We start from the raw sequence: 23,501 nt of genomic DNA, 5'->3' as shown, positions 1-23,501 counted from the left end.
TCTAGCGCGGCGGCTCCGCAAGGGCCGCGCGCAGCATCGCGGCGAGCTCCTTGCGCCGGAACGGCTTGGTCAGAATGCGCGCGTCGATCCCGTCGGGCGTCTTGACCGGATCCTGGCTGTAGCCGGACGTGAAGAGCACCTTGAGGCCAGGCCGCAGTTGAACGGCCTGCCTCGCCAGCTCCGGCCCGAACATGCCGCCGGGCATCACGACGTCGGTGAACAGCAGCTGGATGTCCGCGGACTGGCGCAGCACGTCCAGCGCCGCGGGTCCGTTTGCCGTCGTGATGACGCGGTAGCCGAGCGCCTTCAGCTCGTTCTCGACATAGGCGCGCACCATGTCGTCGTCCTCGACGACGAGGATCGTCTCGTATCCCTCGGGTGCGGCGACACGCGCTGCCGGTGACGGCTCCTCGCTCGACGACGTCGGCAGGCGAGGAAAGAACAGCCTGACCACGCTGCCTTGACCCGGTTCGGACTGCATCTGCACGAGTCCGCCGGATTGTTGCGCAAATCCGTAGACCATGCTGAGGCCAAGGCCGGTGCCCTTGCCGACCTCCTTGGTGGTGAAGAACGGCTCGAACGCGCGCTGCAACACCTCGCTGCTCATGCCGGACCCGGTATCCTTCACGGCCAGCATGACGTAGTCGCCGGGCCGCGGCTCGCCGTTGACGTCGAGGTCGGATTCACCGAGCGATGCATTCCGCACCTCGACCATCAGCTTGCCGCCGTCAGGCATCGCGTCGCGCGCGTTGAGCACGAGGTTGAGCACGGCCGTCGCCAATTGGCCGGGATCGACGCTGGCGAGCCAGAGATCCGGCGCGAACGTGAAGCTGGATTCGATGTGCTCGCCCAGGGTCCGCTGCAGAAGCTGCTTCATGCCGGTCACCTGCTCGGCGATGTCGATCTCGCGCGGCCGCAGCGGCTGCTTGCGCGCGAAGGCGAGCAGGCTCCGCGTCAGGTCGGAACCCCGCTCGGCGGCGGTCGCAATGTCGTCGGCGATCCGGTGCAATTCCTTGTTACCTGCAAGCCTGTCGGCGAGGTGCTCGGAATTGCCGAGAATGACGGTCAGGAGATTGTTGAAATCGTGCGCCACGCCGCCCGTGAGCTGGCCCATGGCTTCCATCTTCTGCGACTGGCTGAGCTTGTGGCTGAGATCGGCGATGGCGGCGCGCTGCTGCTCGAGCGATTCGGCCGTGCTGTTGAGCAGCGTCATCAACCCGCCGAGCTCGCCCCCCGGGTGGGGCTCCGGAATGCGCGCGCTGAGATCGCCGTGCCCCAGGCTCTTCGCCATGGCAGCGAGCCGCCCGACCTGCCGTCCGATGCTCACCGTCGTGAGGATCCAGAGACCGGCGAGGAGCAGCAGCGAGGCCACCGCCAGGATCGCCATGTCCTCGTAAAGCCGGCGGTTCGCTGCCGCGATCAGTCCGTCCTTGGACCGCCCCACCAAGATATAGAGTCCGGCCTTGCGGATCGCGGGCGAGCGGGCAACGCCCCAGATCTGCGTGCGGCCGTCGCGATCGGCGATCTCCCGGAATGGTTCGCCGTCGGGGTCTGCCGCGAAGCGGAACAGGTCGGAGCCCGCAATGGAGCCGCCGATGGGTATGCTCCAGCCGCCGCGCTTGGGGGCGGCCAGGACCGTGCCCTTGGCGTCGACGAGCAGGATGTCCTTCTCGCCGAGCAGCCGCTTGTCGTGAAACTCCGCGAATTTGTTCAGGTTGAAGGAGGCCAGCAGCACGAATTTCAGCGCGCCTGTATCCGATCGCACCGGATAGGCGATCTGCAGCACCGACAGTCCGGTGAGGCGGCCGAACACCGGTTCCACCGCGACGAGGCCGTGAAGAGTCTTGACCTCTTTGAAATAGCCGCGGTCGTTCAGGTCGAGCGTGCGGTTGGTCCGCAGCGAGTCGCAGAACAGCCTGCCGTCGGGATCGATGGTCAGGATACCCGTGAACTGCGGATATTCCTCGCGGACATCCGACAGAAACGCCGAGCATGCCGCCTTGTCGCGCGTGTCGAGGTCGCGGGCACGGGCGAGCCCGTAATGAAGCTGGGCAGTCCCCTGGATCTTCTCGCCGAGATCGCTGGCGATGTCGTCGGCGGATGCGGCGAGATTGGCCAGCGCCGCGTCGATCTCGCTCGTCCGGTTCTGCACGAAGCGCAGCCCGACCAGAATCGCCGGCACGAGCATGGCCGCGATGACGAGGATAAGTAACCGGGTACGCAGGCTCATCGGTGGGCGATCGGCTCTCGGGCGACGGTATTCGGAGGTGCAATTTGCGGCACGATCATCTGCCCCGTCCATAGCGGTCGGTGCAAAAATCGCGCGAAAGGCTAACGATTTCGCCGTGCGAGCATCGTCCTTTCGCTGCTACCCTTCGCGCCGGCCGGCATCAAGTTGCGCCGCCGCGCGGCGGCGCTAATATCGCGGCATGCGCGCGACGAAGATCGCGCCGATGTGCGGAGGAAGCTGATGTCCATCTCGGGCAAGGTCGATCCGGTGGTGCGTCCCGTGGCGGCGGTCGACATCGCCGAGGCGCTGGTCGAGGGGCTGCGCGATTTCCAGGCGCTGCCGCTCTACGGTCTCTGCTTCGGCGCGCTCTATGCCGCCGGCGGCATCGTCATCATGCTCTGTCTCACTGCCTTCGGCATGGTCTACCTGGTCTATCCCCTCGCTGCCGGCTTCGCGCTGATCGGACCGTTCGTTGCGATCGGCCTCTACGAAGTCAGCCGGCGCCGCGAGCGCGGCGAGCCGGTCTCGTTCGCTGCGATCTGGTCCGCGATCCGCTCGCGCAGCGAGATCGGTTGGATGGCCTTCGTGACGTTGTTCGTCTTCGTGGTCTGGATGTACCAGGTGCGGCTCCTGATCGCGCTGCTGCTCGGCCTCAACGCCTCGTTCTCGAGCTTGCAGGAATTCATGACGGTGGTGCTGACGACCAGCGAGGGCCTGCTGTTCCTGGCCATCGGCAATGCGGTCGGGGCCGTGCTGTCGCTGATCCTGTTCTCGCTGACCGTGGTGTCGTTCCCGCTGCTGCTCGATCGCGAGGTCGATTTCGTCACGGCCATGGTGACGAGCGTGCGCGCGGTGGTGACGAGCCCGCTGCCGATGATCGGTTGGGCCGCATTGATCGTGATGCTGCTGATCGTCTCGGCGCTGCCCTATTTTCTCGGGCTGGTGGTCACACTGCCGGTGCTCGGGCATGCGACATGGCACCTGTACCGCCGGTTGGTGGCGCCGGTGGCTTAGTGTCGGCGCTCTTCCTTCTCCCCTTGTGGGAGAAGGTGGCGCGAAGCGCCGGATGAGGGGTCTCTCTCCGCGGACTCATTGAGAGAAGTGTGCGCGGAGAGAGACCCCTCACCCGTCTCGCCGCTTTCGCGGCGAGCCACCCTCTCCCACAAGGGGAGAGGGGAAGAAGCGACCTACGCTTGTCCTTCTTCAATTACGGCACCTTGATCCCCATCGCCTTCAGCGCCTCCAGCAACCGCACCGGCGGGGACATCTCGATATGCGGCGCCTTGCCGGTCTCCAGCAGGCTCTTCAATCCGGAGAGGATCGCGGGCCAGCCGGTGCGGCCGCCGGAAAGGATGTCGTCGCTGAGCTCGCGGTCGTGGCGTTGGCTCAGGGTGAGGCGGACGGCTTCGCCGGCCTGCTCGATCTCGTAGGTGACAATGGTGGTGCCGAGCTTTTCCACGAGATCCGGCCAATTGACGTTCCAGCTCACCGTGAGCCTCCTCGGCGGATCGTATTCGAACACTTCGCCGCGGATGTGCTCGGAGCCGTCGGGCGCGTGCACGACGAAACTGCCGCCGAGCTTCGGCTCCATCTCCACCGCAAAGCCGGAAAAATATTTGCGGCTGAACTCGGCGGACGTCAGCGCCTCCCACACCTTCTCGGGCGTCGAGGCGATGTAGATGGTGTAGACGGTCAGCGGCTTGAATTGATCGAGGTTCATCGTGCATCAAATCCTTCGTTGAGCGGACTCACTCGTCGCCGTTCTCCAACTGACGTTTCAGCTCGTTGAGCGCGGCGAGCTTGCTGCGCTCGAACTTCCTGATCCAGCGTTCGCCGATCTGATGGATCGGCACCGGGTTGAGGTAGTGCAGCTTCTCGCGTCCATGCCTGATGGTGGTGATGAGGTTCGCTTCCTCCAGGATGGCAAGGTGCTTGGTGACGGCCTGTCGCGTCATCGCAAGCCCCTCGCAGAGCTCGTTCAGTGTCTGGCCGTTTCTGGCGTGAAGCCTGTCGAGCAGCGAACGTCGCGAGCTATCCGCGAGCGCCTTGAAGACCTCATCCATGGCGGCGATAATAGGCAACTAAATGGTTGCATGTCAAGGGATCGGCTTGGAGCGACTGACGCGTCTTCCGTTCCAGCGCTCGCCATGCATTAATGCGTCCGAACCGCAGCGAGTCCCTCCCATGATGTCCATGCAAGCCTATCTCGCCTTCGTCGCCGCCTGCATTGCGCTGGCGCTGCTGCCGGGGCCGATCGTCACCCTCGTCATCGCCAATGGCTTGCGCCACGGCACGCGCGCGGCGCTCATCAACGTGGCCGGCGCGCAGGCCGGGCTTGCCATCGTCATCGGCATCGTCGCGATCGGCCTGACCTCGCTGATGGCGACCATGGGCTATTGGTTCGATTGGGTGCGCTTTGCCGGCGCCGCATATCTGATCTGGCTCGGCATCAAGCTGATCTGGGAGCCGGTCGAAGGCGTCGACGTCGACGCGCCGCCTCCGCCGCCGCGCGGCGGCTTCTTCCTGCAGGGATTCCTGGTGCTGCTGTCGAACCCCAAGGTGCTGGTGTTCTTCGGCGCTTTCATCCCGCAGTTCATGGACATGAGCCAGCCGCATTTCCCGCAGGTCGCGCTGCTGGGCGCCACCTTCATGGTGACGGCGGTGATGACCGACGCGCTCTACGCGATTGCCGCGGGGCGCGCCCGAAAATTCTTCTCGGCGCGGCGCACGCGGATGGTGTCGCGCATCTCAGGCGGCTTCATGATCGGCGGCGGCATCTGGCTGGCGCTGACGCGGGCGAAGTGACCGCTTAATTCATTCCCTGCTCGCGCAGCGTGGCCTCGATCTCGCGCAGGATCCGCGCCAGCCGCTCGGCCCATTGCTGCTGGCCGCTCTCCTCAGTGATCAGGTCCTGGCGGATCTCGATGCCGGTGTTGACGAGCCCGCGCGCCTCGCCGTGGATTGGAATCGTGTAGTCGGTGATGTCGCTCACCGCATAAGGCTGGTTGTCGCCGACGACGAGCGCGCTCTCGGCCCGCAAATGCTGCAGCATCAGCCGCGGCAGCACGGTGTCGCGGTGATAGAGCGTGCCGATGTGCCAGGGCCGCGGCTCGCCGTAAAAGACCGGCGTGAAGCTGTGCAGCGCCACCAGCACTGTCGGCCTGCCCGCCCTGATGCGCGCATCGATCGCAGCGCTAATCCGGCGGTGATAGGGATCGAAGATCTCGCGCCGGCGCATCTCCTTGGCCGCGGCCGACAGGTCCTCGTTGCCGGGGATGGCGGTCGCCTCGGATATCATGGGAATCGAGCTTGCGACGCCGGGCGGGCGGTTGCAGTCGATCACCAGGCGCGAATAACGCTGCGCGATCAGATGCGCATCGAGCATCGCGGCGAGCCGCTCGGCGACGCCGGCGATGCCGATATCCCAGGCGATGTGCCTGGCGAGATCGGTGTCCGCGACGCCGAGATCGCCGAGCGCGCGCGGCAGCACCCGTCCGTAATGGTCCGCGGTGAGCAGGAACGGCGATGTCCCCGCCGCATTCACCTCATGCACGGGCGGAATGTCGCCCTCGCCGAGCAGCTGGTCGGTTGCGTCGGCTATATCCAAAGCCATCCTGATTTGCCTATGGAATGACAAACTGTGTAAACGGAGTAGCGGTATCGCACCGATGCCGCAACGTTGGAACGGCATGAGCTCGGATCGACTTTTCGTTTACGGCACCCTGATGCGCGGCTTCGACCACCCGATGGCGCGGCTGCTCGCCGGCCATGCGGAATTCATCAGTGAAGCCACCTGCCGCGGCCGGCTCGTTCTGGTGAAGCACTATCCGGGATTGCTGCTCTCCGAGAGGGCGTCGGACATCGTCCATGGTGAGTTGTTTCACCTGCGCGTGCCGGACGAGCTCCTGCGCGAGCTCGACATGTACGAGGCCTGCGGCGAGGGCTATCCGGAGCCGACGGAATATCTGCGGCAGATGATCGAGGTGACGTTGCCGGGCGGCACCAGGGAAACGGCCTGGACCTACGTCTACAACTGGCCGGTCGCCGATCTCCCGCGCATCGAGTCCGGGCGCTTCCTGCGGCTCTAAGCCGACAGCACTTCCTTGACCACGCGCACGTCGACCTCGCGCTCGACATAGGTCCACTCCTCGGTCCGCCGCAGCATCGCCACCAGCTCCTCGAACAGCGAGGCGTTCGCGGGCGCGAATTCGAACCAGGTCAGGAAATCGAAGGGGCCGCCGAGATCGCGGCAATGATAGAGCTGGCGCGCGATCGCGGGCAGGAAACGAAGACTGCTCGCGATGTGGTGCGACTTGTCCTCGAAGATCTTGCGGCGCTCTTCCTGGGTCAGCTCCCACCAGGCCTGCGACTTGCGGATCGGGATCAGCGCCGCGCTGGTGGCCTCCAGCCGGCCGAGGCCGGCCTGCACGGCGACGAGCTGCTGCTTCTCGGCCCGCTCGGTGTAGCGCAGGCTGCTGGCGACGCCGACCAGCCGCCAGGCATTGCGCGAGGGCACCAGCGGCAACGAGACGGCCTCGCTGTCGGTCACCGACAGCGCCGGCACGAAGGGCAGGGACTCGCCAGTCACAGGCGAGAGCGAGGTTACCCGCCAACCCCCGGTCTGGCCGCCCCGAAAGGTCCTGAACATGGCGGTATGGAAGCGTGGAACCGGGCGCGGTTCAAGTGGCTCGTCATTCCGGGGCGCGCGAAGCGCGAGCTATGGGGCGCAATTGCGCACCTGAGAATCCATTTCTCCCAGCATTCGGGCGGCGCAATGGATTCTCAGGTGCGCAATTGCGCACCATAGCTCGCGCCTTGCGGGGCGCCCCGGAATGACGGCCCTGTGCATAGGTCGAATAAGCCGGATAAGCCCGACAAACCTGGCCTTTGACCGGGCCGTCCCTATATCCCTGATCCTTCGCCCGACTCAAACGCTCGGCTAAACTCGCCCCATGCGCTTCACGCCCCAGTTCCTCGACGAGCTTCGTGCCCGGCTTTCGGTCTCCGAGGTCGTGGGCAAGCGCGTCAAGCTGAAGAAGGCCGGGCGCGAGTGGAAGGGGCTGTCGCCGTTCCAGCAGGAGAAGACGCCGTCCTTCTACGTCAACGACCAGAAGGGTTTTTATCACGACTTCTCCTCGGGCAAGCACGGCGACATCATCACCTTCGTGATGGAGACCGACGGCCTGCCGTTCGCGGAAGCCGTGGAGCGGCTCGCCAATATGGCGGGCCTGCCGCTGCCGGCGGTGACGCCCAACGCCGCGCGCGAGGAGCAGCGGCGGCGCTCGCTGCATGACGTGATGGATCTCGCGGCGAAATTCTTCGCCGAGACGCTGGCCTCGCGCGTGGGCGCGAAAGCGCGCGGCTATCTCGCCGATCGCGCCATTTCGCCGGCGACGCAATTGCAGTTCCGTCTCGGCTATGCCCCGCCCGATCGCTTCGCGCTGAAGGAGCATCTCGGCAAGCTCGGAATCTCCGTCGAGGACATGATCGAGACCGGTCTGCTGATCGGCGGCGACGACATCCCCGTTCCTTACGATCGCTTCCGCGATCGCGTGATGTTTCCGATCACCGATCTGCGCGGCCGCGTCATCGCCTTCGGCGGGCGGGCGCTGGAGAAGGACGTTCCGGCCAAATACCTGAATTCGCCGGAGACGCCGCTCTTCCACAAGGGCGACAATCTCTACAACCACCAGACCGCGCGCAAAGCCACCCATGACGGCAGCCCGCTCATCGTGGTCGAGGGCTATGTCGACGTCATCGCCATGGTCACCGCGGGCTTTGCCGGCAGCGTCGCGCCGCTCGGCACCGCGCTCACCGAAAGCCAGCTCGCGCTGCTGTGGAAGATGGCGGACGAGCCGATCCTCTGCTTCGACGGCGACCGCGCGGGGCAGAAGGCGGCCTATCGCGCCGCCGATCTCGCGCTGCCCTTCCTCGCACCGGGCAAGAGTCTTCGCTTCGCGCTGCTGCCGGAAGGGCAGGATCCCGACGATCTCGTGCGCTCGGGCGGGCGCGGCGCGATCGAGGAGGTCATCGGCGCTGCCCGTCCGCTCGCCGACATGATCTGGTCGCGCGAGCTCGAGGGCGGCAATTTCGCCACGCCCGAACGACGCGCCGCGCTGGAGGCGCGCATCAGGGAGCTCACGAACGGCATCCGCGACGAGGTGGTGCGGCGCTATTATCGCGACGACTTCGTCGAGCGGCTGCAGCGCACCTTCGCGCCCGAAGGCGGGCGCGGCTTTGGCGGCCGGGGCAATTTCCGCCCCGGTGGCGGCCGGCCGTTCCAGCCGCGGGGCGGGGCGAATCGATTCGGTGGACAAGGGTTCGGCGGCCGCCGCGGCGCCCCGGGTCCGACCCCGCTGCCCTCCGGCCCCTACCAGGCGGCGAGCCCGCAGCTGGCGGCAAGCCCGATCCTGCGGGGCCAGCGCAGCGCCATCTCCCGCCGGGAGGCGCTTATCTTGCAATGCCTGATCAACCACCCCTGGCTGCTGCACGAGCATCTGGAGGAGGTCGCCGCCCTGGAGCTGGCCCATCCGGAGGCCCACAAGCTCCGGGCCGGCATCATCGCCGCCTTCGCCAACGACCATCACCATTCGCCGGACCCGGGCGAGCAGGCCGAAAAGATGCGCGGCGACCTCGCAAAGGGCGGATTTTCTCAAACTCTTCAAAGGGTTGAGAATGTCATCACGACCCAGGCGGTGTGGGCCGCCCGCGAGGGCGCGGCGAGGGACGACGTTCTTGCCACCTGGCACCAGCTCGTTGCCTTGCATCGGCAATGGCATTCACTACTTAGAGAGCTGAAAGACGCCGAGCTGGCCTTAGGGGAGGATCCCAGCGAGGCCAATTTGGCGTGGCTGCGTGACGTCAAGGCTCGGATAGGGGAAGTCGACGGTACCGAGGCCCTGATCGAGGGTTTTGGCGAGCTGTCGGGCCGGCTCCAGAAGAGCATGTGATGAAAGAAACATGCGGACGGCCACGGCTGGAACCGCTAAAAGACTCGCCAAATCCTAGGTTTGGCGGCAAAAACAGGGTTAATCGAGGCTTAACGGTCTTGTAGCACTTTGGCCCAGAGGCGGCCGCAGGCATAACAGACGCGTCAGGAATGAATCCGCGCAATCGCTGTTGGCACTACACCTGCATCCGCCGCGACAAAGAGGCTGACGAAGCGTTAGGCAATTCCGGCGAGAGAGAGTTGGGGGTGGCGAGAGGTTTGTGCGCCGCCCTTTCCGTGTCGAGAGCTGCCGAAGCGAGAGCGTCGAGCAACAGGTTCATGTGAATTCACGCGAAGGCGCGGCGCGTCTCGCATGAAGCGCGTTTAGGAGCAATGGATGGCCACCAAGGCAAAGACGCTGCAGGCGAAGGACAAGGAAAAAGACGACAAGGCAGCGGATGCGCCGGAGAAGGATTCCCAGGACGCGCCCTCGCCCTTGCTCGACCTGTCCGACGCCGCCGTGAAGAAGATGATCAAGCAGGCCAAGAAGCGCGGCTTCGTGACCTTCGATCAGCTCAACGAAGTCTTGCCGTCCGACCAGACCTCGCCCGAACAGATCGAGGACATCATGTCGATGCTCTCGGACATGGGCATCAACGTCACCGAAGCCGACGACACCGAAGGCGAGGAAGAGAAGGACGAGGGCGACGACGAGACCGATAACGAGCTCGTCGAGGTCACCCAGAAGGCCGTCACCGAGGTCAAGAAGAGCGAGCCGGGCGAGCGCACCGACGATCCCGTGCGCATGTATCTGCGCGAGATGGGCACGGTCGAGCTGCTCTCCCGCGAAGGCGAAATCGCGATCGCCAAGCGCATCGAGGCCGGCCGCGAGGCGATGATCGCGGGTCTCTGCGAAAGCCCGCTGACCTTCCAGGCCATCATCATCTGGCGCGACGAGCTCAACGAAGGCAAGATCTTCCTCCGCGACATCATCGATCTCGAAGCCACCTATGCCGGCCCGGATGCCAAGGGCGGCATGAACGCCGCGATGATCGCAGGACCCAATGGCGAGGGCGGCGAAGCCTCGGCCGAGGGCGGCGAAACCACCGCGTCCGCCGCTGCGCCCGCGCATGTCGCGCCGCCTGCCGCGCCCCCGTCGCCGACGCCGTTCCGCGCCGCGCCTGCGGCCGCCCCCGAGGGCGAGGAGAAGGATCCGGGCGAGGCCGCCGCCGAGTCCGACATGGACGACGACGAGTTCGAGAACCAGATGTCGCTCGCGGCGATCGAGGCCGAGCTCAAGCCGAAGGTGGTCGAGATCTTCGATCGCATCGCCGATAGCTACAAGAAGCTGCGCAAGCTTCAGGAGCAGGACATCCAGAACCAGCTCCAGAACGAGTCGCTCTCGCCGCACCAGGAGCGCAAGTACAAGAAGCTGAAGGACGAGATCATCGTCGAGGTGAAGTCGCTGCGCCTCAACCAGGCCCGCATCGACAGCCTTGTCGAGCAGCTCTACGACATCAACAAGCGCCTCGTCTCGCATGAGGGCCGCCTGATGCGCCTTGCCGACAGCCACGGCGTCGCGCGCGAGGATTTCCTGCGCAACTATACCGGCTCGGAGCTCGATCCGCGCTGGCTCAACCGCGTCTCGAAGCTCTCGGCCAAGGGCTGGAAGAACTTCGTCCACCACGAGAAGGACCGCATCAAGGACCTCCGCCACGAGGTGCATCAGCTCGCCGCGCTGACCGGCCTCGAGATCGTCGAGTTCCGCAAGATCGTGCATTCCGTGCAGAAGGGCGAGCGCGAGGCCCGCCAGGCCAAGAAGGAGATGGTGGAAGCCAACCTCCGTCTCGTGATCTCGATCGCCAAGAAGTACACCAACCGCGGCCTGCAGTTCCTCGACCTGATCCAGGAAGGCAACATCGGCCTGATGAAGGCGGTCGACAAGTTCGAGTACCGCCGCGGCTACAAGTTCTCGACCTACGCCACCTGGTGGATCCGGCAGGCGATCACCCGCTCGATCGCCGACCAGGCCCGCACCATCCGCATCCCCGTGCACATGATCGAGACCATCAACAAGATCGTGCGCACGTCCCGCCAGATGCTCAACGAGATCGGCCGCGAGCCGACCCCGGAGGAGCTCGCCGAAAAGCTCGGCATGCCCTTGGAGAAGGTGCGCAAGGTCCTCAAGATCGCCAAGGAGCCGCTCTCGCTGGAGACGCCGGTCGGTGACGAGGAGGATTCGCATCTCGGCGATTTCATCGAGGACAAGAACGCGATCCTGCCCATCGACGCCGCGATCCAGTCCAACCTGCGCGAGACCACCACGCGCGTCCTGGCATCGCTCACCCCGCGCGAAGAACGCGTGCTCCGCATGCGTTTCGGCATCGGCATGAACACCGACCACACGCTGGAGGAAGTCGGACAGCAGTTCAGCGTGACGCGCGAGCGTATCCGCCAGATCGAAGCGAAGGCGCTGCGGAAGCTGAAGCATCCGTCGAGGAGCCGGAAGCTGCGGAGCTTTTTGGATAATTGATCCGATTTCAATCCAAACGAAAACGGCGGGCCAACAGCCCGCCGTTTTTCTTTGACCCGGCTCTCGCCCCGTCATTGCGAGGAGTGCTTGCGACGAAGCAATCCACCAGGCGATTGCCCTACCCATGTCCGATTCCATTCCAACAGCAACAAAAGTGCGGACGGTGCCCGACTTCCGAGATGGGCCGAAAGCGGAAGTGCCGGTCCGGGGGGCGACTTTCCTTCTTCAAAGTGCGGGATTTCGATGCAGGTAGATCTTCTCGACTACCTTCACGCCAGCTTTGTTCAGCAGGTGGAAGGGTCGAGGCTACGCAGATAACCAGCTCAGTTCGATATGTTCACGTGAGACGTTCGACCGACCCATGGTGTGTCGGTGAGATCGGCTAAGCGGCCACGCTGCTATTTTGTGATCCGCCGGGTTGATGCGACAGTTCTGGTCGGCGCTATCGGCGATATTGAGAACGTCAGCCAAGTGTTCCAGCCAGCCGGCCGATTCTCCGCAGCGAACTCGCCATATCCCTTCAGATTCAAATACCCCTGCATATCGCCTACCGGAAATAGAAAGCCAATCTGCGGACCAACTGCGAAGACTCGGGACCGAAAGCCGCCTAGGGCGGGATGCTGGCCAAAGTCATCAGTTATCTGCTGATAGGCATAACCAACGAGGCCGACGAAAGTTTGCTTTGACAGAAACTGCGAGGCTCCCCAGTCAACGTGAAGATCGATGCCGTTCTGGTACTGCGTATCCGGATTCTTGAAATTGTAGGTGAGGCCCGCCACCGCGGAAAACTCGTGGCCAGTTTGCGGATTGAAGTAGGTGTAGCCGGCGCCGCCGTCGATGGCGCCATGCCCGATGCCGAGATTGGCGAGACGGGACGAACTGTAAGCGCCGACGGGAACATCTCCGGTTACGTAGGTCATGAAGTTATGGACGCCTGCATTCCACTTGAGCGTCGCCTGCGGGTAGAGATCCCCGACTGACGTGATCGAGTCGCCGAAGCTGCCCGTGCGCGTCACGGCCAGGGGGCCGACAGTTGCGGTGAGCGTTCCTGCTAGATCAGCGCTCGATCGTCCGAACAGTCCTGTCACTCCGATGGCCAGTTGCCCGCCCAGCACGGGGGTTGCGAACGTGTATGTAGGATTGAGCAGGACGAGATCCCCCCGCCCATTCAGACGCAAGTTCAGATCGACGTTTACTGTTGCGGGGATTCTGCCGACGTGAATTTCCCTTGCGGCAGCCGCGGTGCCGAATGCACTTACGCTGGTGTGGTAGTAGACCGCTGCCATTGACCAGCCGGGGGCTTGAGGGGTGGCGGCAAGGCTGCTGAAGCGGCCAGGGAGCCAGTAGGAAACGCCACCTTCGTCGGCGTAAGCCGTGGCAGCAGGCACCGACAGCGTCATGACTGCCGAGGCAATGGCTGCATTCCTGAACGCAGAAGAGAGAGACGGCTTTGTCGCGCTCCGTCCAACGCGCTGTTTTCCTTTTCCAAGGTGAAGTGCCGACATCATGGCCTCCTGCATCGCGAATGCCGTGTCATTCGCCCCAGAAAACCCAAAGCGAGTACAGCGTGCTGTGGGGCATCTGGGAGCGGCCTAGCAATCATGCCGGCGCATGCGCGCCGGCATGATTGCCTGCTCTAGGCTCCGACTTTTCTGACGGCCGGGACCGTCCATGTGCCGTTGATGATCGAGGGGTCCGTCTCCTGGGGCCAGTACATACGCAACATGAGGATGAAATCTCCCTCAGGCGCAGGTAGCCAGTTCGACTCCTTCTCTTTGCCGGGAGAGTCCTTCTGGATGTACAGATCAGTTGATCCGTCCGGATTCTCCTTCAAGTCTTCCCGAGCGCTGACGGAGTACCTGTTGAGCGGGTTCTTCACGAAGAAATAGTTGCTGTCGTACATCGTAAGCGACCAGAATCCCTCCGCTGGAGGCAAGTGACCTTTCGGAAATCGCATCACGTACTTGTTCGCGCCGCTGTACTTGTGACCGTCGGCGTCTTTTTGCGAAGTCGGATAGACGGCATCCTGCGGCCGGTTGGCACCAAGCCCGATCGCGGTTACCAAAGCCCGCATCAAATAGTCGGTGCCGTAAATGCCGGTCTTGGTCGTGAACGCGAACCCATTCTCGTCTTTGATGGCCTTGTTGATTTTGAACTGAAGCATGATGCGGTCGAACGACACCTCCGGCAGGCGTCTCAGAAAGTCTGCCTTCAGCTTACTCTCATTAAAATCCTGCCCTGGGACGATGCCGATGCGGGCAAACTTCGCAAGTTGAGGCGCGTCCGCGGCGTAGGGCGGATTAGTCTTCATGAGTTCGCAAAGCAGCTTGAAATACGACACCGCGTCCATGCGATTGACCTGCTCGCGGACCGCCGTCTTCATATCGATCGTTGGATCCACCTTCCCGGGGGCGGGCGTGTAAGCTTTGCCATAAGCACTGAGCGGAACGAGCTTGCATTCGTCTTGCAACTTGTGCACCGCAGCGTAATCGTCCGGCGTGCCGGTGCAATAGATGCGCCCGAGCAGCCACACGATATTGGTGGCAGACTTGTACTCCTTGACACCCGCCGGCAGCGTGCCCTTCCAACCCGGCCCCGTGATCGCGTAGGTCTGCGCCCCGGTGCCGGTGGTGCGCTTGCCCGGCACGTGAAACACGGTGGTCCAGCCGTCCAGCATCGGCATCAGGAAATAGCGGCCCTTCATGTCCGGAATGCTGAGTATCCACGGCTCCTTTCCGACGTCGAAGAAGGATGTCGTGTACAAGGTGTCGGCATTCGGTGCCGTCACATCCCTGAAGGAGGCATCGGGATACTGGCGCAGCTTGATGATGTGTCCCATCGGACCGCGCGTGCCGACGGGCTCGGCGACATTCGTGATGATCCGCCGGGTCATCTCCATCGTCACCAGCGGGTAGCCAAAGATGTAGGCGTCGCTGGCCAGCCAGAAATCCTCCAGGCCTTGTCCCACTCCGAAAAATGAATCCTGGGCAAGAGCCGGTCGTGTGGCGGCGGCTCCCGCGAGCAGCCCCATTCCGCCAAATGCAAGGGATCGACGGGTGATGTTCATCGCTAATCTCCTTCCTATAGAAAACCAGTCACGTGGATTCGCAGTTCACGCCTTTGTAACGGAGCCACTCGGGCGAACGGTTCAATAGCAGGGCGGATAGGGGTAGTAGCCGCAGCGCGGTGAGTAATAGGGATACGCCGCAGCCCCGGCCACAGCAGCGGCTCCTGCCACGGCAGCGCCGCGGTAGAACGCTCCGCGCCAGGCGGTGCGGCGAGCGACGCCGGCGAAAGACAACGGCGTCAACGGACGGCCAATGATATCGATAAAGACAGATGCCGGCCCGTCCGCCCCGGCGAGATCACCTTCGAGGAGATCGACGTCGAAAGTCAGCTTATCACCCTCAAGCTTGGGGGATTTCAACACGACGACGGCATCCAACACCGACGATCCGTCTTTCTTGAATCCTGACACCGTGGCGTTGGGCGGGTCTTTAGCGAAGTTGTCGCTGCCATTGCCCCAGTCCTCGATAATCCGGGAGGTCAGATCATGCCCGGCGGCACGAACCGGTCGGTCGGCAAACACGATCGCATTCGGAGAAATCGCACTCAGCACCAGCTTACCCTCCTTCAGGCTCACCCCGCGCGAGTTGAGGACAAACAGCGATGGGACCACTTCCGGCTTGGCCTGACCAATCGATTTCTCGAGCGGAATGTGCGGCTTGGGTTCGGCCGGAGATTGAGCAAGGAGCTTGTGCGGAATTACCACTAAGCCAGCGGCGCAGACCGCGATCAAGGCCAGGCGGATTGTCATAGCGGTCTTCTCCTTTGCAGGCTGGTTGTTTTCCTCGAGCAGCACGTGAGCAATTCGGAAGCGATAAACCGTCGCTAGTGCCGGCGGCATCTCTGCATTTCGCGCCAAATCACGCGGCGCGTCTTGCCATTTCGCGCCAATCGTCAGGAATCATTCAGCGGCTAGTAGTGCGAGAACGTCGGCGGACAAGCGACCGATCATGCTCGCGGCCACGTTGCTGTCGCCGATAAACGATAGGTTGAATTTTCATCAAACGCACGAAAGCGCGGCTGAAGCTGCTCGCGTTCGTGTATCCGAGAAATTCTGCAATATCCGACAAGCGCTTACTCGTATCGGCCAGCAGGCGGCACGCAATCTCTAGTCGGACTTCGTCGAGCATCTTGCTGTGGCTCGTGCCCATGCGTTCGAGATGACGCTGCAATGTGCGCCCACTAATTCTGAGCGCATGCGCTGTGCTATCAAGGGTTGCGTCACCGTGCCGCAGTGATGCAACGATGGCGGCGCGGACCGCAGTGGATGAAGGCAAGCGGACGGCTCTCATCGTTTGGCGGCAGGCCTGAAGCCCATGCTCCCACAGTGAAAAATCAGTCCATGGGACTAGGGGAAGCTGAAAGGCCCATCTGGCCATCGGGCGCCAAAACTTTCGTCGAATGGAATGAGGTGGGACTGAGATCCTCTGGAGGCATTGCCAGACGACAAAAACAAGCAAAGAGCCTTGCAGTCCTGATAATCTAAGCGCGTGACAGGCGTCAGCTCTCCCGGGGTAGGGAGCTGTCGCCCTGCGACGCCGCTCGTGCGCTGAATTTTAGTGATCGAGACGCACCAATGCCAAAGATTCATTTGACGCGTTGTCAGCACCTCAGTCCATTCGCTGACATTTTGAATAATCTCGGCGCGCCAACCGCTTCGTTGTTGGAAAAATATCGGTTGCCCGCTTCTCTGGAGGAAAAAGCCGATCATTACGTGCCGATCTTACCTGCGATCGAATTTGCGGAGTTTGCCAGCCGGTCGCAAGGTATCGAGGATTTCGGATTCCACGCTGCTAGGTCGCTCGATTTCGGGCACCTGAGTGAGAAGACCAGGTATCTAATCAGTCATTCTCCGACTTTGCTCGTCGCGCTGCACCAGGCATGTAGATTGGCTTCGCTCGAAGATTCAAACTTGACCAACTGGGTCGAGCGCCACGGCGACCATGTTCGCTATTGCAGCAAGCTAGCCGGCACTGCCGGACTTCAGCATCTCGAGCATTCACAATGGCTTCAGAACGTTTTCCCGATTTACATCGTCCGGCAATTCGCCGGGCCGGACTGGGCACCGGCAACTATCGCCTTTGAGGCGCGGTACACGCCGGGTCCGGCATGTCGGTCTTTCTGGCCGACGTCCCGCTTCCTGTCTGGTCAAGAAGCTTCGTGGATCGACGTACCTGTTTCATTGCTGGGCCTTCCTAACAGATTGAAGCAAGCTCCTTCTCATCCGAAGAGCGACTTTGTCGAACATTCGAACTTTGACTTTATCCACGCACTTAAGCTGATGCTGCCATCCTACATGGACGAGCGGCCTCCGGCGCTGGCGGAAGTCGCGGAGATGGCGGGGGTCAGCGCACGCAGCCTTCAACGCAAGCTATCTCGCGCCGGGATGACATATTCGCGGCTGTTGGATACCGTGAGGTTTGAAAATGCCAGAACGCTTTTGCGAGATACGGATTCCAAGATCATCGAGATTGCGTTTGCTTCGGGCTACGCAGATCCCGCCCATTTTACCCGTGCATTCCGCCGGGTTGCAGGCGTGACGCCCGGGCAATTCCGCGAGCAATGGAGGGCTCGATAGTAGAGTTGTCATTCGCTGCATCATGTCCGCTTCGGGGGCACAATGCGAAGAACTCAAGTTGAGCAAATCAGGTCTGCTCTGCCGCCCATCCCCACAGACGCATCTCTGGATTGCTTCGCTGCGCTCGCAATGACGGGGATAGGGCCGAACCCTACTTCTTCTTCGCCTCCTTTCAATCCGCTCGATCTCCAGCGCCGACCTCCCGCTCTTTTACGCGACTCTCGATCCTGCTCCCAATGAGGTTGCGCGCGGCTCGCCGCCGTCGAGGCTGCCGCGCAATTCGGCGGGCCGAGGTCGGGTCGTCCTTCTTTGTGCCTTTGTATCGGCAGCTTCAGCCGAAGGCGTTTATCTGGCTTTCTCTCGGACTATAATTCCGACGAGAAAGGCTCATTGATGCCACCCCACCTCACCGTCTACTACAACACCCGCTGCCCCGTCTGCGACGCCGGCATTGACTGGCAGCGCAACAAGCTGCTGGCGCTGGTGCGCGCGGGCACCGTTGAGTTTAGGGACATCAACGAGCAGCCTGATGCACTGGCGCACTTTGGCGCTTCGCTCGACGACATCAGGCGGCGCCTATACGCGACGGATGAGGCCGGGCGGCTCGTCGTCGGCGCTGATGTCGCGATTGCGCTGTGGCGGTTGACGCCGGGGCAGGGGTGGCTTGCGGTGCTATCAGGCAATCGCGTGGCGCTGCCGGTCACGCGGTTTGCCTATGACCGGTTTGCCGATCTGCTATTTGCCTGGAATAAATGGAGCGGGCGCTGGTGAACGCCCCGCTGTGCCCGCCTACTTCTTCTTCGCTCCCACCCGCTCGATCCGCTTGATCTCCAGCGCCGGGCGGCCGCTCTTTTCCGCGATCTCGCGGTCCTGTTCCATGATGAAGTTGCGGGCGGGTTCGTCGCCGTCGAGGCCGCCGAGCAGTTCGGAAGGGACGCGGCGGTTGGAGCGTTGGGAATCGTCTTCGTAGACGACGTTGAAGAAGGCGAATTCGCCTTTGGGGTTGGTTCCGGGTTTTTTGGCCATGGCGGCTTGTCCTCGATCAGGACGCCGCAGTCAAATGACTTCCGGGATTGTGACCTTCGCGATCGTCGCCACGCCCTTCAATAAACGGCGGGCCGAAGCCCGCCGTTTATCTTTTCAGCGTCGCCCGGGGCTGGCAGGGCGACAACCTAAAATAGAAGGCTATAGAAGGCGCGCCGCGATGGCAAGGTAAATCGTCGCGCGACGATGTCGCAGCAGGCGCATCAGATATGCAGCTGATGGATATCGCGATTTCCCACAATTTCGAAAATCAGATGCTTTGGATCCTCGAAGTACTTTGTTCATCTTGCTGCGCTCTCGGAAGGCAACGAGAGCGCGCGGGCGTCAGCGTCTGGAGTCTTGCGATGTTGGCACCATACCACTGTTTTGCCCGACGGTCAACGTCGATTCGGAAAAATCGCAAAGATCACATCAAGACTTCTACTGTGCATGGGGTTGTTTTTGCGGTTTTGTTTCGGCGCCGACGCGCACGCTTCGCGCTGCGCGCCTCAATCCCGCCGGCGGTGCACCACCTCCTGCACGGCGAGCCGCGATCCCCGTCCGCCGCCTTTGTTGCTACGCTCCTTGCGTCCCTGCGCCATGATCGCGCTGCCCATCGCGGCCGAGCCGAAGGTGATGAGGAAGGAAGCGAGCAGCAGCACGAGCGCAATGGCAGGTGCGCGGTCGGCGAAGATCAGCTCCCGCAGATGCCCGGGATTGAGCCAGAGCAGGCCGCCGACCAAGAGCACGGCGGCGCAGGCGCCGATCGCGAGATTGATGGCGAGCAGGCGAAATAGCGGGATGCGGAGGAGCGAGCGGGTTGATGGAGGCTGCTGGCGATTGGGCATGGCGATGACGTTCCCCTCACGCCGCCGGCGCGGCGCGCGCGGCCTGCTGTCGCTCCATCATGGTCTGCCACAACGTCGCGATGCTCTGTTGCGTCTGCGGCGCGATCAGGCAATGGCCCTCATTGTCGAAGCCGCAGAACCGCACGGAAGCGTCCTTCTTCACCTCGGTCAGCGCCTGGTTGATCATCTCGAGACACGTCATGACCTCGCTGACGTCCGAAAGGCGCGTGTGATGCAGGAGGTCCATCAGGCGGAACGTCATCACCGCGGGGCGGCCGAAGCTGATACCGGGGCGGCCGAGCTCGAACAGCACGTTCACGGCCGGAAGCACGCCGCGGATGTGCTCGAGCACGCCGGCCATGTCTTCCACGCTGCAGGCGACGAGATGGGAGACTTGCGGCGGCGTGGCCGCCGGCGTCCGTGGCGCAAGGCCGAGCGCGGCGATCACCTCCTGCTCGATCCATTGCCGCACCGGGGCGGGCGCATTGCGGATCTGCTCGGCGGTCAAGGTAATTCCGGTCATGTGCGGTTCTCCTGCTCGGTCCAGTCTAGAAAGCATGGCGTGAGACGGTTTGATGCGGATCAAGCCTTGCTTCGAGCCTTGTCCTTCGAGCCTTGCGCTTTGACGCTCGTGGCGTTCCCGGGCATGATCCTCAGCGCTGCTTCGCGCTGGGATTCTTGGGGATTGCTCCACATGCTGAGACTGCTTCTCGCTGCCGCCTTTGTCGTGTCTCTGGCCGGCGGGTCGGCGCAGGCCGCCCGCTGCGGCGGCGACTTCAACAGTTTTGTCGCCAGCATGGCGCAGGAGGCTCAGGCCGCCGGCGTCTCGGCTGGCGTGACCAATGCGGCGCTCGGCGGCGTGACGCCCGACCCTGCGGTTCTCGCCTTCGACCGGCGCCAGCGCTACACCTTCAACAAGACCTTCGAGCAGTACGTCTCGACCCGGGTCGGCCCCGGCCGCGTCAATGGCGGGCGCGCGATGCTGCAGCGGCATGCCGCGCTGCTGTCGCGCATCGAGCAGAAGTTCGGCGTGCCCCGCTATATCCTGGTCGCGATCTGGGGGCTGGAGAGCGATTTCGGCAAGGGCGACACCGGCAAGCTGCCGGTGGTCCGCACGCTGGCGACGCTCGCGCATGATTGCCGCCGCACCGATCTGTTCCAGGGCGAGCTGCTCGCGGCGCTCAAGATCGTGCAGCGCGGCGACCTGCAGCTGCGCGACATGATCGGCGCCTATGCCGGCGAGATCGGCCAGACCCAGTTCCTGCCATCGTCCTACATCAAGTACGGCGTCGATTTCGACGGCGACGGCCATGTCGACCTCCGCCACAGCATCCCCGACGTGCTCGCCTCGACCGCGAACCTCCTGCACACCAGCGGCTTCAAGATGGGCCAGCCCTATGGCGAGGGTACGCCGAACTTCGAGGCGATGCGCGAGTGGAACAGGGCGGTGGTGTACCGCAAGACCATCGGCTATTTCGCCGATCGGCTGATGGGGCAGTGACCACATCATCGGTGTCATCACCCGCGAAGGCGGGTGATCCAGTATTCCAGAGACGGCGCGGCTAGAGCCGAGAAGCCACGGCGTACTGGATTCCCCGCCTTCGCGGGGAATGACAGCGGTGGGTGTGGAGGCCGTTGCGCTCCTGGCTACTTTTCTATCCCCTTCGCCATCTTCTCCAGCCGCCGCTGCAGCGGCGCCCAATAGGTTCCCGGACGGAAGCGCTGCAGCAGGTCCATGAAGCGGGCGTCGTTGCCGATCAGGATGCGCGGCTCGTTCCGCTCGATGCCCCTGATGATGCGCAGTGCCGCGTCCTTCGGCGAGGTCTTCGCCGCGTTCTCGAACCGCTCGATCGATTGCGCGCGGCGGGCATTGTCGGTGACGCCGACGCCGGTGCGGGCGTTGCGCGCGATCGCGGTGGCGATGCCGCCGGGATGCACGACCGACAGCTTCACCGGGCTGCCCGCGACGCTGAGCTCGTGCCGGACGCTCTCCGAGAAGCCGCGCACCGCGAACTTCGCCGCGGCATAGGCCGATTGGCCCGGCGGGGCGATGATGCCGAAGATCGAGGAGAGGTTGACGATGTGGGCCTCGCTCATCGTCTTCAGGTGCGGCAGGAAGGCGCGTGTGCCGTGCACCACGCCCCAAAAATTGATGTCGAACAGCCAGTCCATCTGGGCCTGGTCGATCTCCTCGAACGCGCCCATCAGCGCAACGCCGGCATTGTTGACGACGATGCCGAGGGAAGGATGCGCGGCGACCGCCTCGCTTGCGAACTGCGCGATGTCGCTCGGCTGGCCGACGTCGACGCGATGCAGGCTGACCTTGCGCGCTGTTCCGATCTCCGCCGCGAGTGCCTTCAATCCGCCCTCGTCGCGATCGGCCAGCGCGAGGTCGCAGCCGCGCTGGGCGAACTCGATCGCCAGCGCCCGGCCGATGCCGCTCGCGGCTCCCGTGATGGCGGCAGCGCCGCGAATCGTCGTCATGATTTTCCCCGTCAAGCCCCTGATGCGGGAACTATGCTTTACATTTTTTCAGAATGGAACCGAACCGTAGCCGGCCTCGGTTTTTAACATTCGTTATGGAGAGCATGCATTGGGAGCCGCCGATGGGACAAGCGACGCCATTACGCGCGACAGCGCTGATCGTTGAAGATGACGCCATGCAGCGGGAGATGCTTTGCGTCCTGCTGGAAGAGAGCGGCTACCAGGTCATCCAGTGCGAAAGCGCGGAGGCCGCCGAGCGCGTCCTCGACAAGAACGCCGGCGCGCTCTGTCTGATGCTGACCGACGTCCAGCTGGCGGGCCGCATGAACGGCGTCGAGCTCGCCCATGTCGCCAAGGACCGCAATCCCAAGCTCGACGTCGTCGTCACTTCGGGCCGTCCCTTGAAGCAGGCCCTGCCCGACGGCGCCAAGTTCTGGGCCAAGCCCTGGGCGCCGCTCGACGTGCTGCGCGAGGCCGAGATCGCTCAGCTGTCCTGACGCGCCCGCTTTCTCGCAGCGCGCTGCGGTGATAAGGTCGGACCCATGACTTGGTCCTTCCTTCTCACCTCGCTCATCGTGGTCGCTTCCCCCGGCACCGGCGTGCTCTACACGCTGGCCGCCGCGCTGACCCGCGGCTCGCGCGCCAGCGTGGCGGCCGCCTTCGGCTGCACGCTCGGCATCGTGCCGCACATGGCGGCGGCGATGCTCGGTCTTGCCGCCGTGCTCCACACCAGCGCGCTCGCCTTCGCCGCGCTGAAATGGTGCGGCGTCGCCTATCTGCTCTACATGTCCTGGCAGGCACTGCGCGAAACCGGGGCGCTGGCGGTTGGGGGCGAGATCAGGGAAAGATCGAGCAGCCGCGTCATCGTCACCGGCTTCCTGATCAACATCCTCAACCCAAAACTGTCGATCTTCTTTCTCGCCTTCCTGCCGCAATTCATCGCGGCGGACGAGGCCCATGTGCTGGCGCGCATGCTGGAATTGAGCGGCGCCTTCATGGCGATGACGTTCGCGGTGTTCGTCCTCTACGGCTTCTGCGCCGCCGCGGTGCGCGAGCGCGTCATCTCCCGCCCGGCCGTCATGGCCTGGCTGCGCCGCTCCTTTGCCGCCGGCTTCGCCGCGCTCGGCGCCAAGCTGGCGTTGTCGGAGCGGTAGCTTCTTCGTCACCTCTCGAAAGGTCTCGTCATGCCCGGGCTTGTCCCGGGCATCCACGCTCTTGGGACTGTGCGGCAAGGCGTGGATGGCCGGGACAAGCCCGGCCATGCCGCTGTTAGAGCGGGTACACTTCGAACTCTCGCACAATAAAAAAGCGGGCCTTGCGCCCGCCACCTTCGATCGACCCGACGCCCGGGCGGAGCTCACTCCACCCGGGCAAAGAAACAGAAGCCTCGTTACTTCTTCTTCGCCTTCTTGGCCTTTTTCGCCTTCTTCTTCGCCGCCTTCTTCGCTTTCTTAGCCATAGTATCCTCTCAAGGGTTAATGGTGGAACGCGACACGAGGGTGCTCGGCGGAGGGCCAGCCTCGCAACATCCTCGACGACAAACTCAGCAGATTCGGAGCCGGCTGCCCCGCGTCGTCACATCCGTGTCATCCTGTTATCCACAGCTCAGATGCACTTTCGGGTGATTTTTGGCGCGAATCCGCTCTACGCGTCAGCACGGCCATCGGCCGCGGCAGCCTTAACGATCCGGCAATAGCCGCGTGCCGTTCATGAATCCAAAACCAAGGGCGCGTTTTCGCGAGCCGCAGTGAGACTCCATTAAGCGCAACCATCGCATTGTCTTCCGCAAGAAAACGGGGATGGGTCATGGA

At 63.4% G+C, this 23,501-nt stretch carries 23 protein-coding genes; 10 read left to right on the top strand and 13 right to left on the bottom strand.

What is annotated here, in order from left to right; all coding sequences use genetic code 11:
- Position 1 precedes the first annotated feature (1 nt).
- A complete protein-coding gene (locus I6F37_RS15205) occupies positions 2-2,230 on the bottom strand; it encodes an ATP-binding protein (RefSeq protein ID WP_036009560.1) in 2,229 nt (742 codons plus the stop codon).
- 240 nt (positions 2,231-2,470) lie between these two features.
- Here I6F37_RS15205 and I6F37_RS15200 point away from each other — a divergent pair, with 240 nt between their 5' ends.
- Positions 2,471-3,244 (top strand): DUF2189 domain-containing protein, encoded by a 774-nt coding sequence (locus I6F37_RS15200; RefSeq protein ID WP_036009562.1) that lies wholly within the window; start codon positions 2,471-2,473, stop codon positions 3,242-3,244.
- 193 nt (positions 3,245-3,437) lie between these two features.
- Here the strand turns inward: I6F37_RS15200 and I6F37_RS15195 are convergent, their stop codons facing one another.
- Positions 3,438-3,950, bottom strand: coding sequence for an SRPBCC family protein (locus tag I6F37_RS15195; RefSeq protein ID WP_036009564.1), 513 nt, complete (start codon positions 3,948-3,950; stop codon positions 3,438-3,440).
- A gap of 28 nt (positions 3,951-3,978) precedes the next feature.
- Positions 3,979-4,293, bottom strand: coding sequence for a helix-turn-helix transcriptional regulator (locus I6F37_RS15190; RefSeq protein ID WP_036009566.1), 315 nt, complete (start codon positions 4,291-4,293; stop codon positions 3,979-3,981).
- Between the two features lie 121 nt (positions 4,294-4,414).
- Between I6F37_RS15190 and I6F37_RS15185 the strand changes: the two genes are divergently transcribed.
- Complete coding sequence (locus I6F37_RS15185; RefSeq protein WP_081494564.1) at positions 4,415-5,035, top strand: LysE family translocator; 621 nt, start codon at positions 4,415-4,417, stop codon at positions 5,033-5,035.
- Between the two features lie 4 nt (positions 5,036-5,039).
- Here the strand turns inward: I6F37_RS15185 and I6F37_RS15180 are convergent, their stop codons facing one another.
- The gene (locus tag I6F37_RS15180; RefSeq protein WP_036009567.1) at positions 5,040-5,843 is read right to left on the bottom strand and encodes an N-formylglutamate amidohydrolase; all 804 of its coding nucleotides are present in this window, start codon (positions 5,841-5,843) and stop codon (positions 5,040-5,042) included.
- Positions 5,844-5,919: 76 nt separating this feature from the next.
- Here I6F37_RS15180 and I6F37_RS15175 point away from each other — a divergent pair, with 76 nt between their 5' ends.
- Complete coding sequence (locus I6F37_RS15175) at positions 5,920-6,318, top strand: gamma-glutamylcyclotransferase (protein WP_036009575.1); 399 nt, start codon at positions 5,920-5,922, stop codon at positions 6,316-6,318.
- On the opposite strand, the gene I6F37_RS15170 is transcribed toward I6F37_RS15175, so the two are convergent.
- Complete coding sequence (locus I6F37_RS15170; protein ID WP_036009569.1) at positions 6,315-6,878, bottom strand: chlorite dismutase family protein; 564 nt, start codon at positions 6,876-6,878, stop codon at positions 6,315-6,317. The genes I6F37_RS15175 and I6F37_RS15170 overlap by 4 nt on opposite strands.
- 304 nt (positions 6,879-7,182) lie before the next feature.
- On the opposite strand from I6F37_RS15170, the gene dnaG reads away from it, so the two are divergent.
- Positions 7,183-9,180, top strand: coding sequence for a DNA primase (dnaG, locus tag I6F37_RS15165; RefSeq protein ID WP_225151833.1), 1,998 nt, complete (start codon positions 7,183-7,185; stop codon positions 9,178-9,180).
- 375 nt (positions 9,181-9,555) lie between these two features.
- Positions 9,556-11,691, top strand: a complete 2,136-nt coding sequence (gene rpoD, locus I6F37_RS15160) for an RNA polymerase sigma factor RpoD (protein WP_225151831.1) — start codon at positions 9,556-9,558, stop codon at positions 11,689-11,691.
- 398 nt (positions 11,692-12,089) lie between these two features.
- Here the strand turns inward: rpoD and I6F37_RS15155 are convergent, their stop codons facing one another.
- From I6F37_RS15155 to I6F37_RS45540, 4 genes are all read right to left on the bottom strand, one after another.
- On the bottom strand, positions 12,090-13,091 hold the full coding sequence (locus I6F37_RS15155) for a transporter (RefSeq protein ID WP_225134899.1): 1,002 nt from the start codon (positions 13,089-13,091) through the stop codon (positions 12,090-12,092).
- A gap of 236 nt (positions 13,092-13,327) precedes the next feature.
- Positions 13,328-14,758, bottom strand: coding sequence for a DUF1254 domain-containing protein (locus I6F37_RS15150; RefSeq protein ID WP_225151829.1), 1,431 nt, complete (start codon positions 14,756-14,758; stop codon positions 13,328-13,330).
- An 81-nt stretch (positions 14,759-14,839) separates the two neighbouring features.
- Positions 14,840-15,553: a hypothetical protein gene (locus I6F37_RS15145; protein WP_225151827.1), complete on the bottom strand. Its 714-nt coding sequence runs from the start codon at positions 15,551-15,553 to the stop codon at positions 14,840-14,842.
- Positions 15,554-15,662: 109 nt separating this feature from the next.
- Positions 15,663-16,049, bottom strand: coding sequence for an AraC family transcriptional regulator (locus I6F37_RS45540; RefSeq protein WP_225151826.1), 387 nt, complete (start codon positions 16,047-16,049; stop codon positions 15,663-15,665).
- Positions 16,050-16,333: 284 nt separating this feature from the next.
- Here I6F37_RS45540 and I6F37_RS15135 point away from each other — a divergent pair, with 284 nt between their 5' ends.
- Positions 16,334-17,335 carry an AraC family transcriptional regulator gene (locus I6F37_RS15135; protein ID WP_225151824.1) on the top strand — a complete coding sequence of 334 codons (1,002 nt, stop codon included), beginning with the start codon at positions 16,334-16,336 and terminating at the stop codon, positions 17,333-17,335.
- 393 nt (positions 17,336-17,728) lie between these two features.
- Positions 17,729-18,106, top strand: a complete 378-nt coding sequence (locus I6F37_RS15130) for a thiol-disulfide oxidoreductase DCC family protein (protein ID WP_225151822.1) — start codon at positions 17,729-17,731, stop codon at positions 18,104-18,106.
- A gap of 18 nt (positions 18,107-18,124) precedes the next feature.
- On the opposite strand, the gene I6F37_RS15125 is transcribed toward I6F37_RS15130, so the two are convergent.
- The 3 genes from I6F37_RS15125 to I6F37_RS15115 all read right to left on the bottom strand — a co-directional run bounded on the left by I6F37_RS15125 (position 18,125) and on the right by I6F37_RS15115 (position 19,729).
- Positions 18,125-18,361, bottom strand: coding sequence for a hypothetical protein (locus tag I6F37_RS15125; RefSeq protein WP_036009587.1), 237 nt, complete (start codon positions 18,359-18,361; stop codon positions 18,125-18,127).
- Positions 18,362-18,867: 506 nt separating this feature from the next.
- Complete coding sequence (locus tag I6F37_RS15120) at positions 18,868-19,206, bottom strand: hypothetical protein (RefSeq protein ID WP_225134850.1); 339 nt, start codon at positions 19,204-19,206, stop codon at positions 18,868-18,870.
- A gap of 16 nt (positions 19,207-19,222) precedes the next feature.
- Entirely contained in the window at positions 19,223-19,729 is a 507-nt protein-coding gene (locus I6F37_RS15115) for a hypothetical protein (RefSeq protein ID WP_225151821.1), read from the bottom strand.
- A 171-nt stretch (positions 19,730-19,900) separates the two neighbouring features.
- Between I6F37_RS15115 and I6F37_RS15110 the strand changes: the two genes are divergently transcribed.
- Positions 19,901-20,707, top strand: a complete 807-nt coding sequence (locus I6F37_RS15110; RefSeq protein ID WP_036030385.1) for a lytic transglycosylase domain-containing protein — start codon at positions 19,901-19,903, stop codon at positions 20,705-20,707.
- Positions 20,708-20,853: 146 nt separating this feature from the next.
- Here the strand turns inward: I6F37_RS15110 and I6F37_RS15105 are convergent, their stop codons facing one another.
- Complete coding sequence (locus I6F37_RS15105) at positions 20,854-21,690, bottom strand: SDR family oxidoreductase (protein ID WP_225151818.1); 837 nt, start codon at positions 21,688-21,690, stop codon at positions 20,854-20,856.
- A gap of 122 nt (positions 21,691-21,812) precedes the next feature.
- Between I6F37_RS15105 and I6F37_RS15100 the strand changes: the two genes are divergently transcribed.
- Both I6F37_RS15100 and I6F37_RS15095 read left to right on the top strand, forming a co-directional pair.
- Positions 21,813-22,187 (top strand): response regulator, encoded by a 375-nt coding sequence (locus I6F37_RS15100; RefSeq protein WP_036009616.1) that lies wholly within the window; start codon positions 21,813-21,815, stop codon positions 22,185-22,187.
- Between the two features lie 45 nt (positions 22,188-22,232).
- Positions 22,233-22,844: a LysE family translocator gene (locus I6F37_RS15095; RefSeq protein ID WP_025032144.1), complete on the top strand. Its 612-nt coding sequence runs from the start codon at positions 22,233-22,235 to the stop codon at positions 22,842-22,844.
- Positions 22,845-23,501: the final 657 nt, after the last annotated feature.

Source organism: Bradyrhizobium sp. NBAIM08 (genome assembly GCF_020193935.1).
In the GTDB taxonomy this organism is placed as follows: Bacteria; Pseudomonadota; Alphaproteobacteria; order Rhizobiales; family Xanthobacteraceae; genus Bradyrhizobium; species Bradyrhizobium yuanmingense.
This window is presented reverse-complemented; position numbering and strand designations above follow the sequence as displayed.

Bases quoted from the DNA above. Each gene is read 5' to 3' on its own strand.
- I6F37_RS15205 (WP_036009560.1), bottom strand. From the start codon at position 2,230: ATGAGCCTGCGTACCCGGTTACTTATCCTCGTCATCGCGGCCATGCTC.
- I6F37_RS15200 (WP_036009562.1), top strand. From the start codon at position 2,471: ATGTCCATCTCGGGCAAGGTCGATCCGGTGGTGCGTCCCGTGGCGGCG.
- I6F37_RS15195 (WP_036009564.1), bottom strand. From the start codon at position 3,950: ATGAACCTCGATCAATTCAAGCCGCTGACCGTCTACACCATCTACATC.
- I6F37_RS15190 (WP_036009566.1), bottom strand. From the start codon at position 4,293: ATGGATGAGGTCTTCAAGGCGCTCGCGGATAGCTCGCGACGTTCGCTG.
- I6F37_RS15185 (WP_081494564.1), top strand. From the start codon at position 4,415: ATGATGTCCATGCAAGCCTATCTCGCCTTCGTCGCCGCCTGCATTGCG.
- I6F37_RS15180 (WP_036009567.1), bottom strand. From the start codon at position 5,843: ATGGCTTTGGATATAGCCGACGCAACCGACCAGCTGCTCGGCGAGGGC.
- I6F37_RS15175 (WP_036009575.1), top strand. From the start codon at position 5,920: ATGAGCTCGGATCGACTTTTCGTTTACGGCACCCTGATGCGCGGCTTC.
- I6F37_RS15170 (WP_036009569.1), bottom strand. From the start codon at position 6,878: ATGTTCAGGACCTTTCGGGGCGGCCAGACCGGGGGTTGGCGGGTAACC.
- dnaG (WP_225151833.1), top strand. From the start codon at position 7,183: ATGCGCTTCACGCCCCAGTTCCTCGACGAGCTTCGTGCCCGGCTTTCG.
- rpoD (WP_225151831.1), top strand. From the start codon at position 9,556: ATGGCCACCAAGGCAAAGACGCTGCAGGCGAAGGACAAGGAAAAAGAC.
- I6F37_RS15155 (WP_225134899.1), bottom strand. From the start codon at position 13,091: ATGACGCTGTCGGTGCCTGCTGCCACGGCTTACGCCGACGAAGGTGGC.
- I6F37_RS15150 (WP_225151829.1), bottom strand. From the start codon at position 14,758: ATGAACATCACCCGTCGATCCCTTGCATTTGGCGGAATGGGGCTGCTC.
- I6F37_RS45540 (WP_225151826.1), bottom strand. From the start codon at position 16,049: ATGAGAGCCGTCCGCTTGCCTTCATCCACTGCGGTCCGCGCCGCCATC.
- I6F37_RS15135 (WP_225151824.1), top strand. From the start codon at position 16,334: ATGCCAAAGATTCATTTGACGCGTTGTCAGCACCTCAGTCCATTCGCT.
- I6F37_RS15130 (WP_225151822.1), top strand. From the start codon at position 17,729: ATGCCACCCCACCTCACCGTCTACTACAACACCCGCTGCCCCGTCTGC.
- I6F37_RS15125 (WP_036009587.1), bottom strand. From the start codon at position 18,361: ATGGCCAAAAAACCCGGAACCAACCCCAAAGGCGAATTCGCCTTCTTC.
- I6F37_RS15120 (WP_225134850.1), bottom strand. From the start codon at position 19,206: ATGCCCAATCGCCAGCAGCCTCCATCAACCCGCTCGCTCCTCCGCATC.
- I6F37_RS15115 (WP_225151821.1), bottom strand. From the start codon at position 19,729: ATGACCGGAATTACCTTGACCGCCGAGCAGATCCGCAATGCGCCCGCC.
- I6F37_RS15110 (WP_036030385.1), top strand. From the start codon at position 19,901: ATGCTGAGACTGCTTCTCGCTGCCGCCTTTGTCGTGTCTCTGGCCGGC.
- I6F37_RS15105 (WP_225151818.1), bottom strand. From the start codon at position 21,690: ATGACGACGATTCGCGGCGCTGCCGCCATCACGGGAGCCGCGAGCGGC.
- I6F37_RS15100 (WP_036009616.1), top strand. From the start codon at position 21,813: ATGGGACAAGCGACGCCATTACGCGCGACAGCGCTGATCGTTGAAGAT.
- I6F37_RS15095 (WP_025032144.1), top strand. From the start codon at position 22,233: ATGACTTGGTCCTTCCTTCTCACCTCGCTCATCGTGGTCGCTTCCCCC.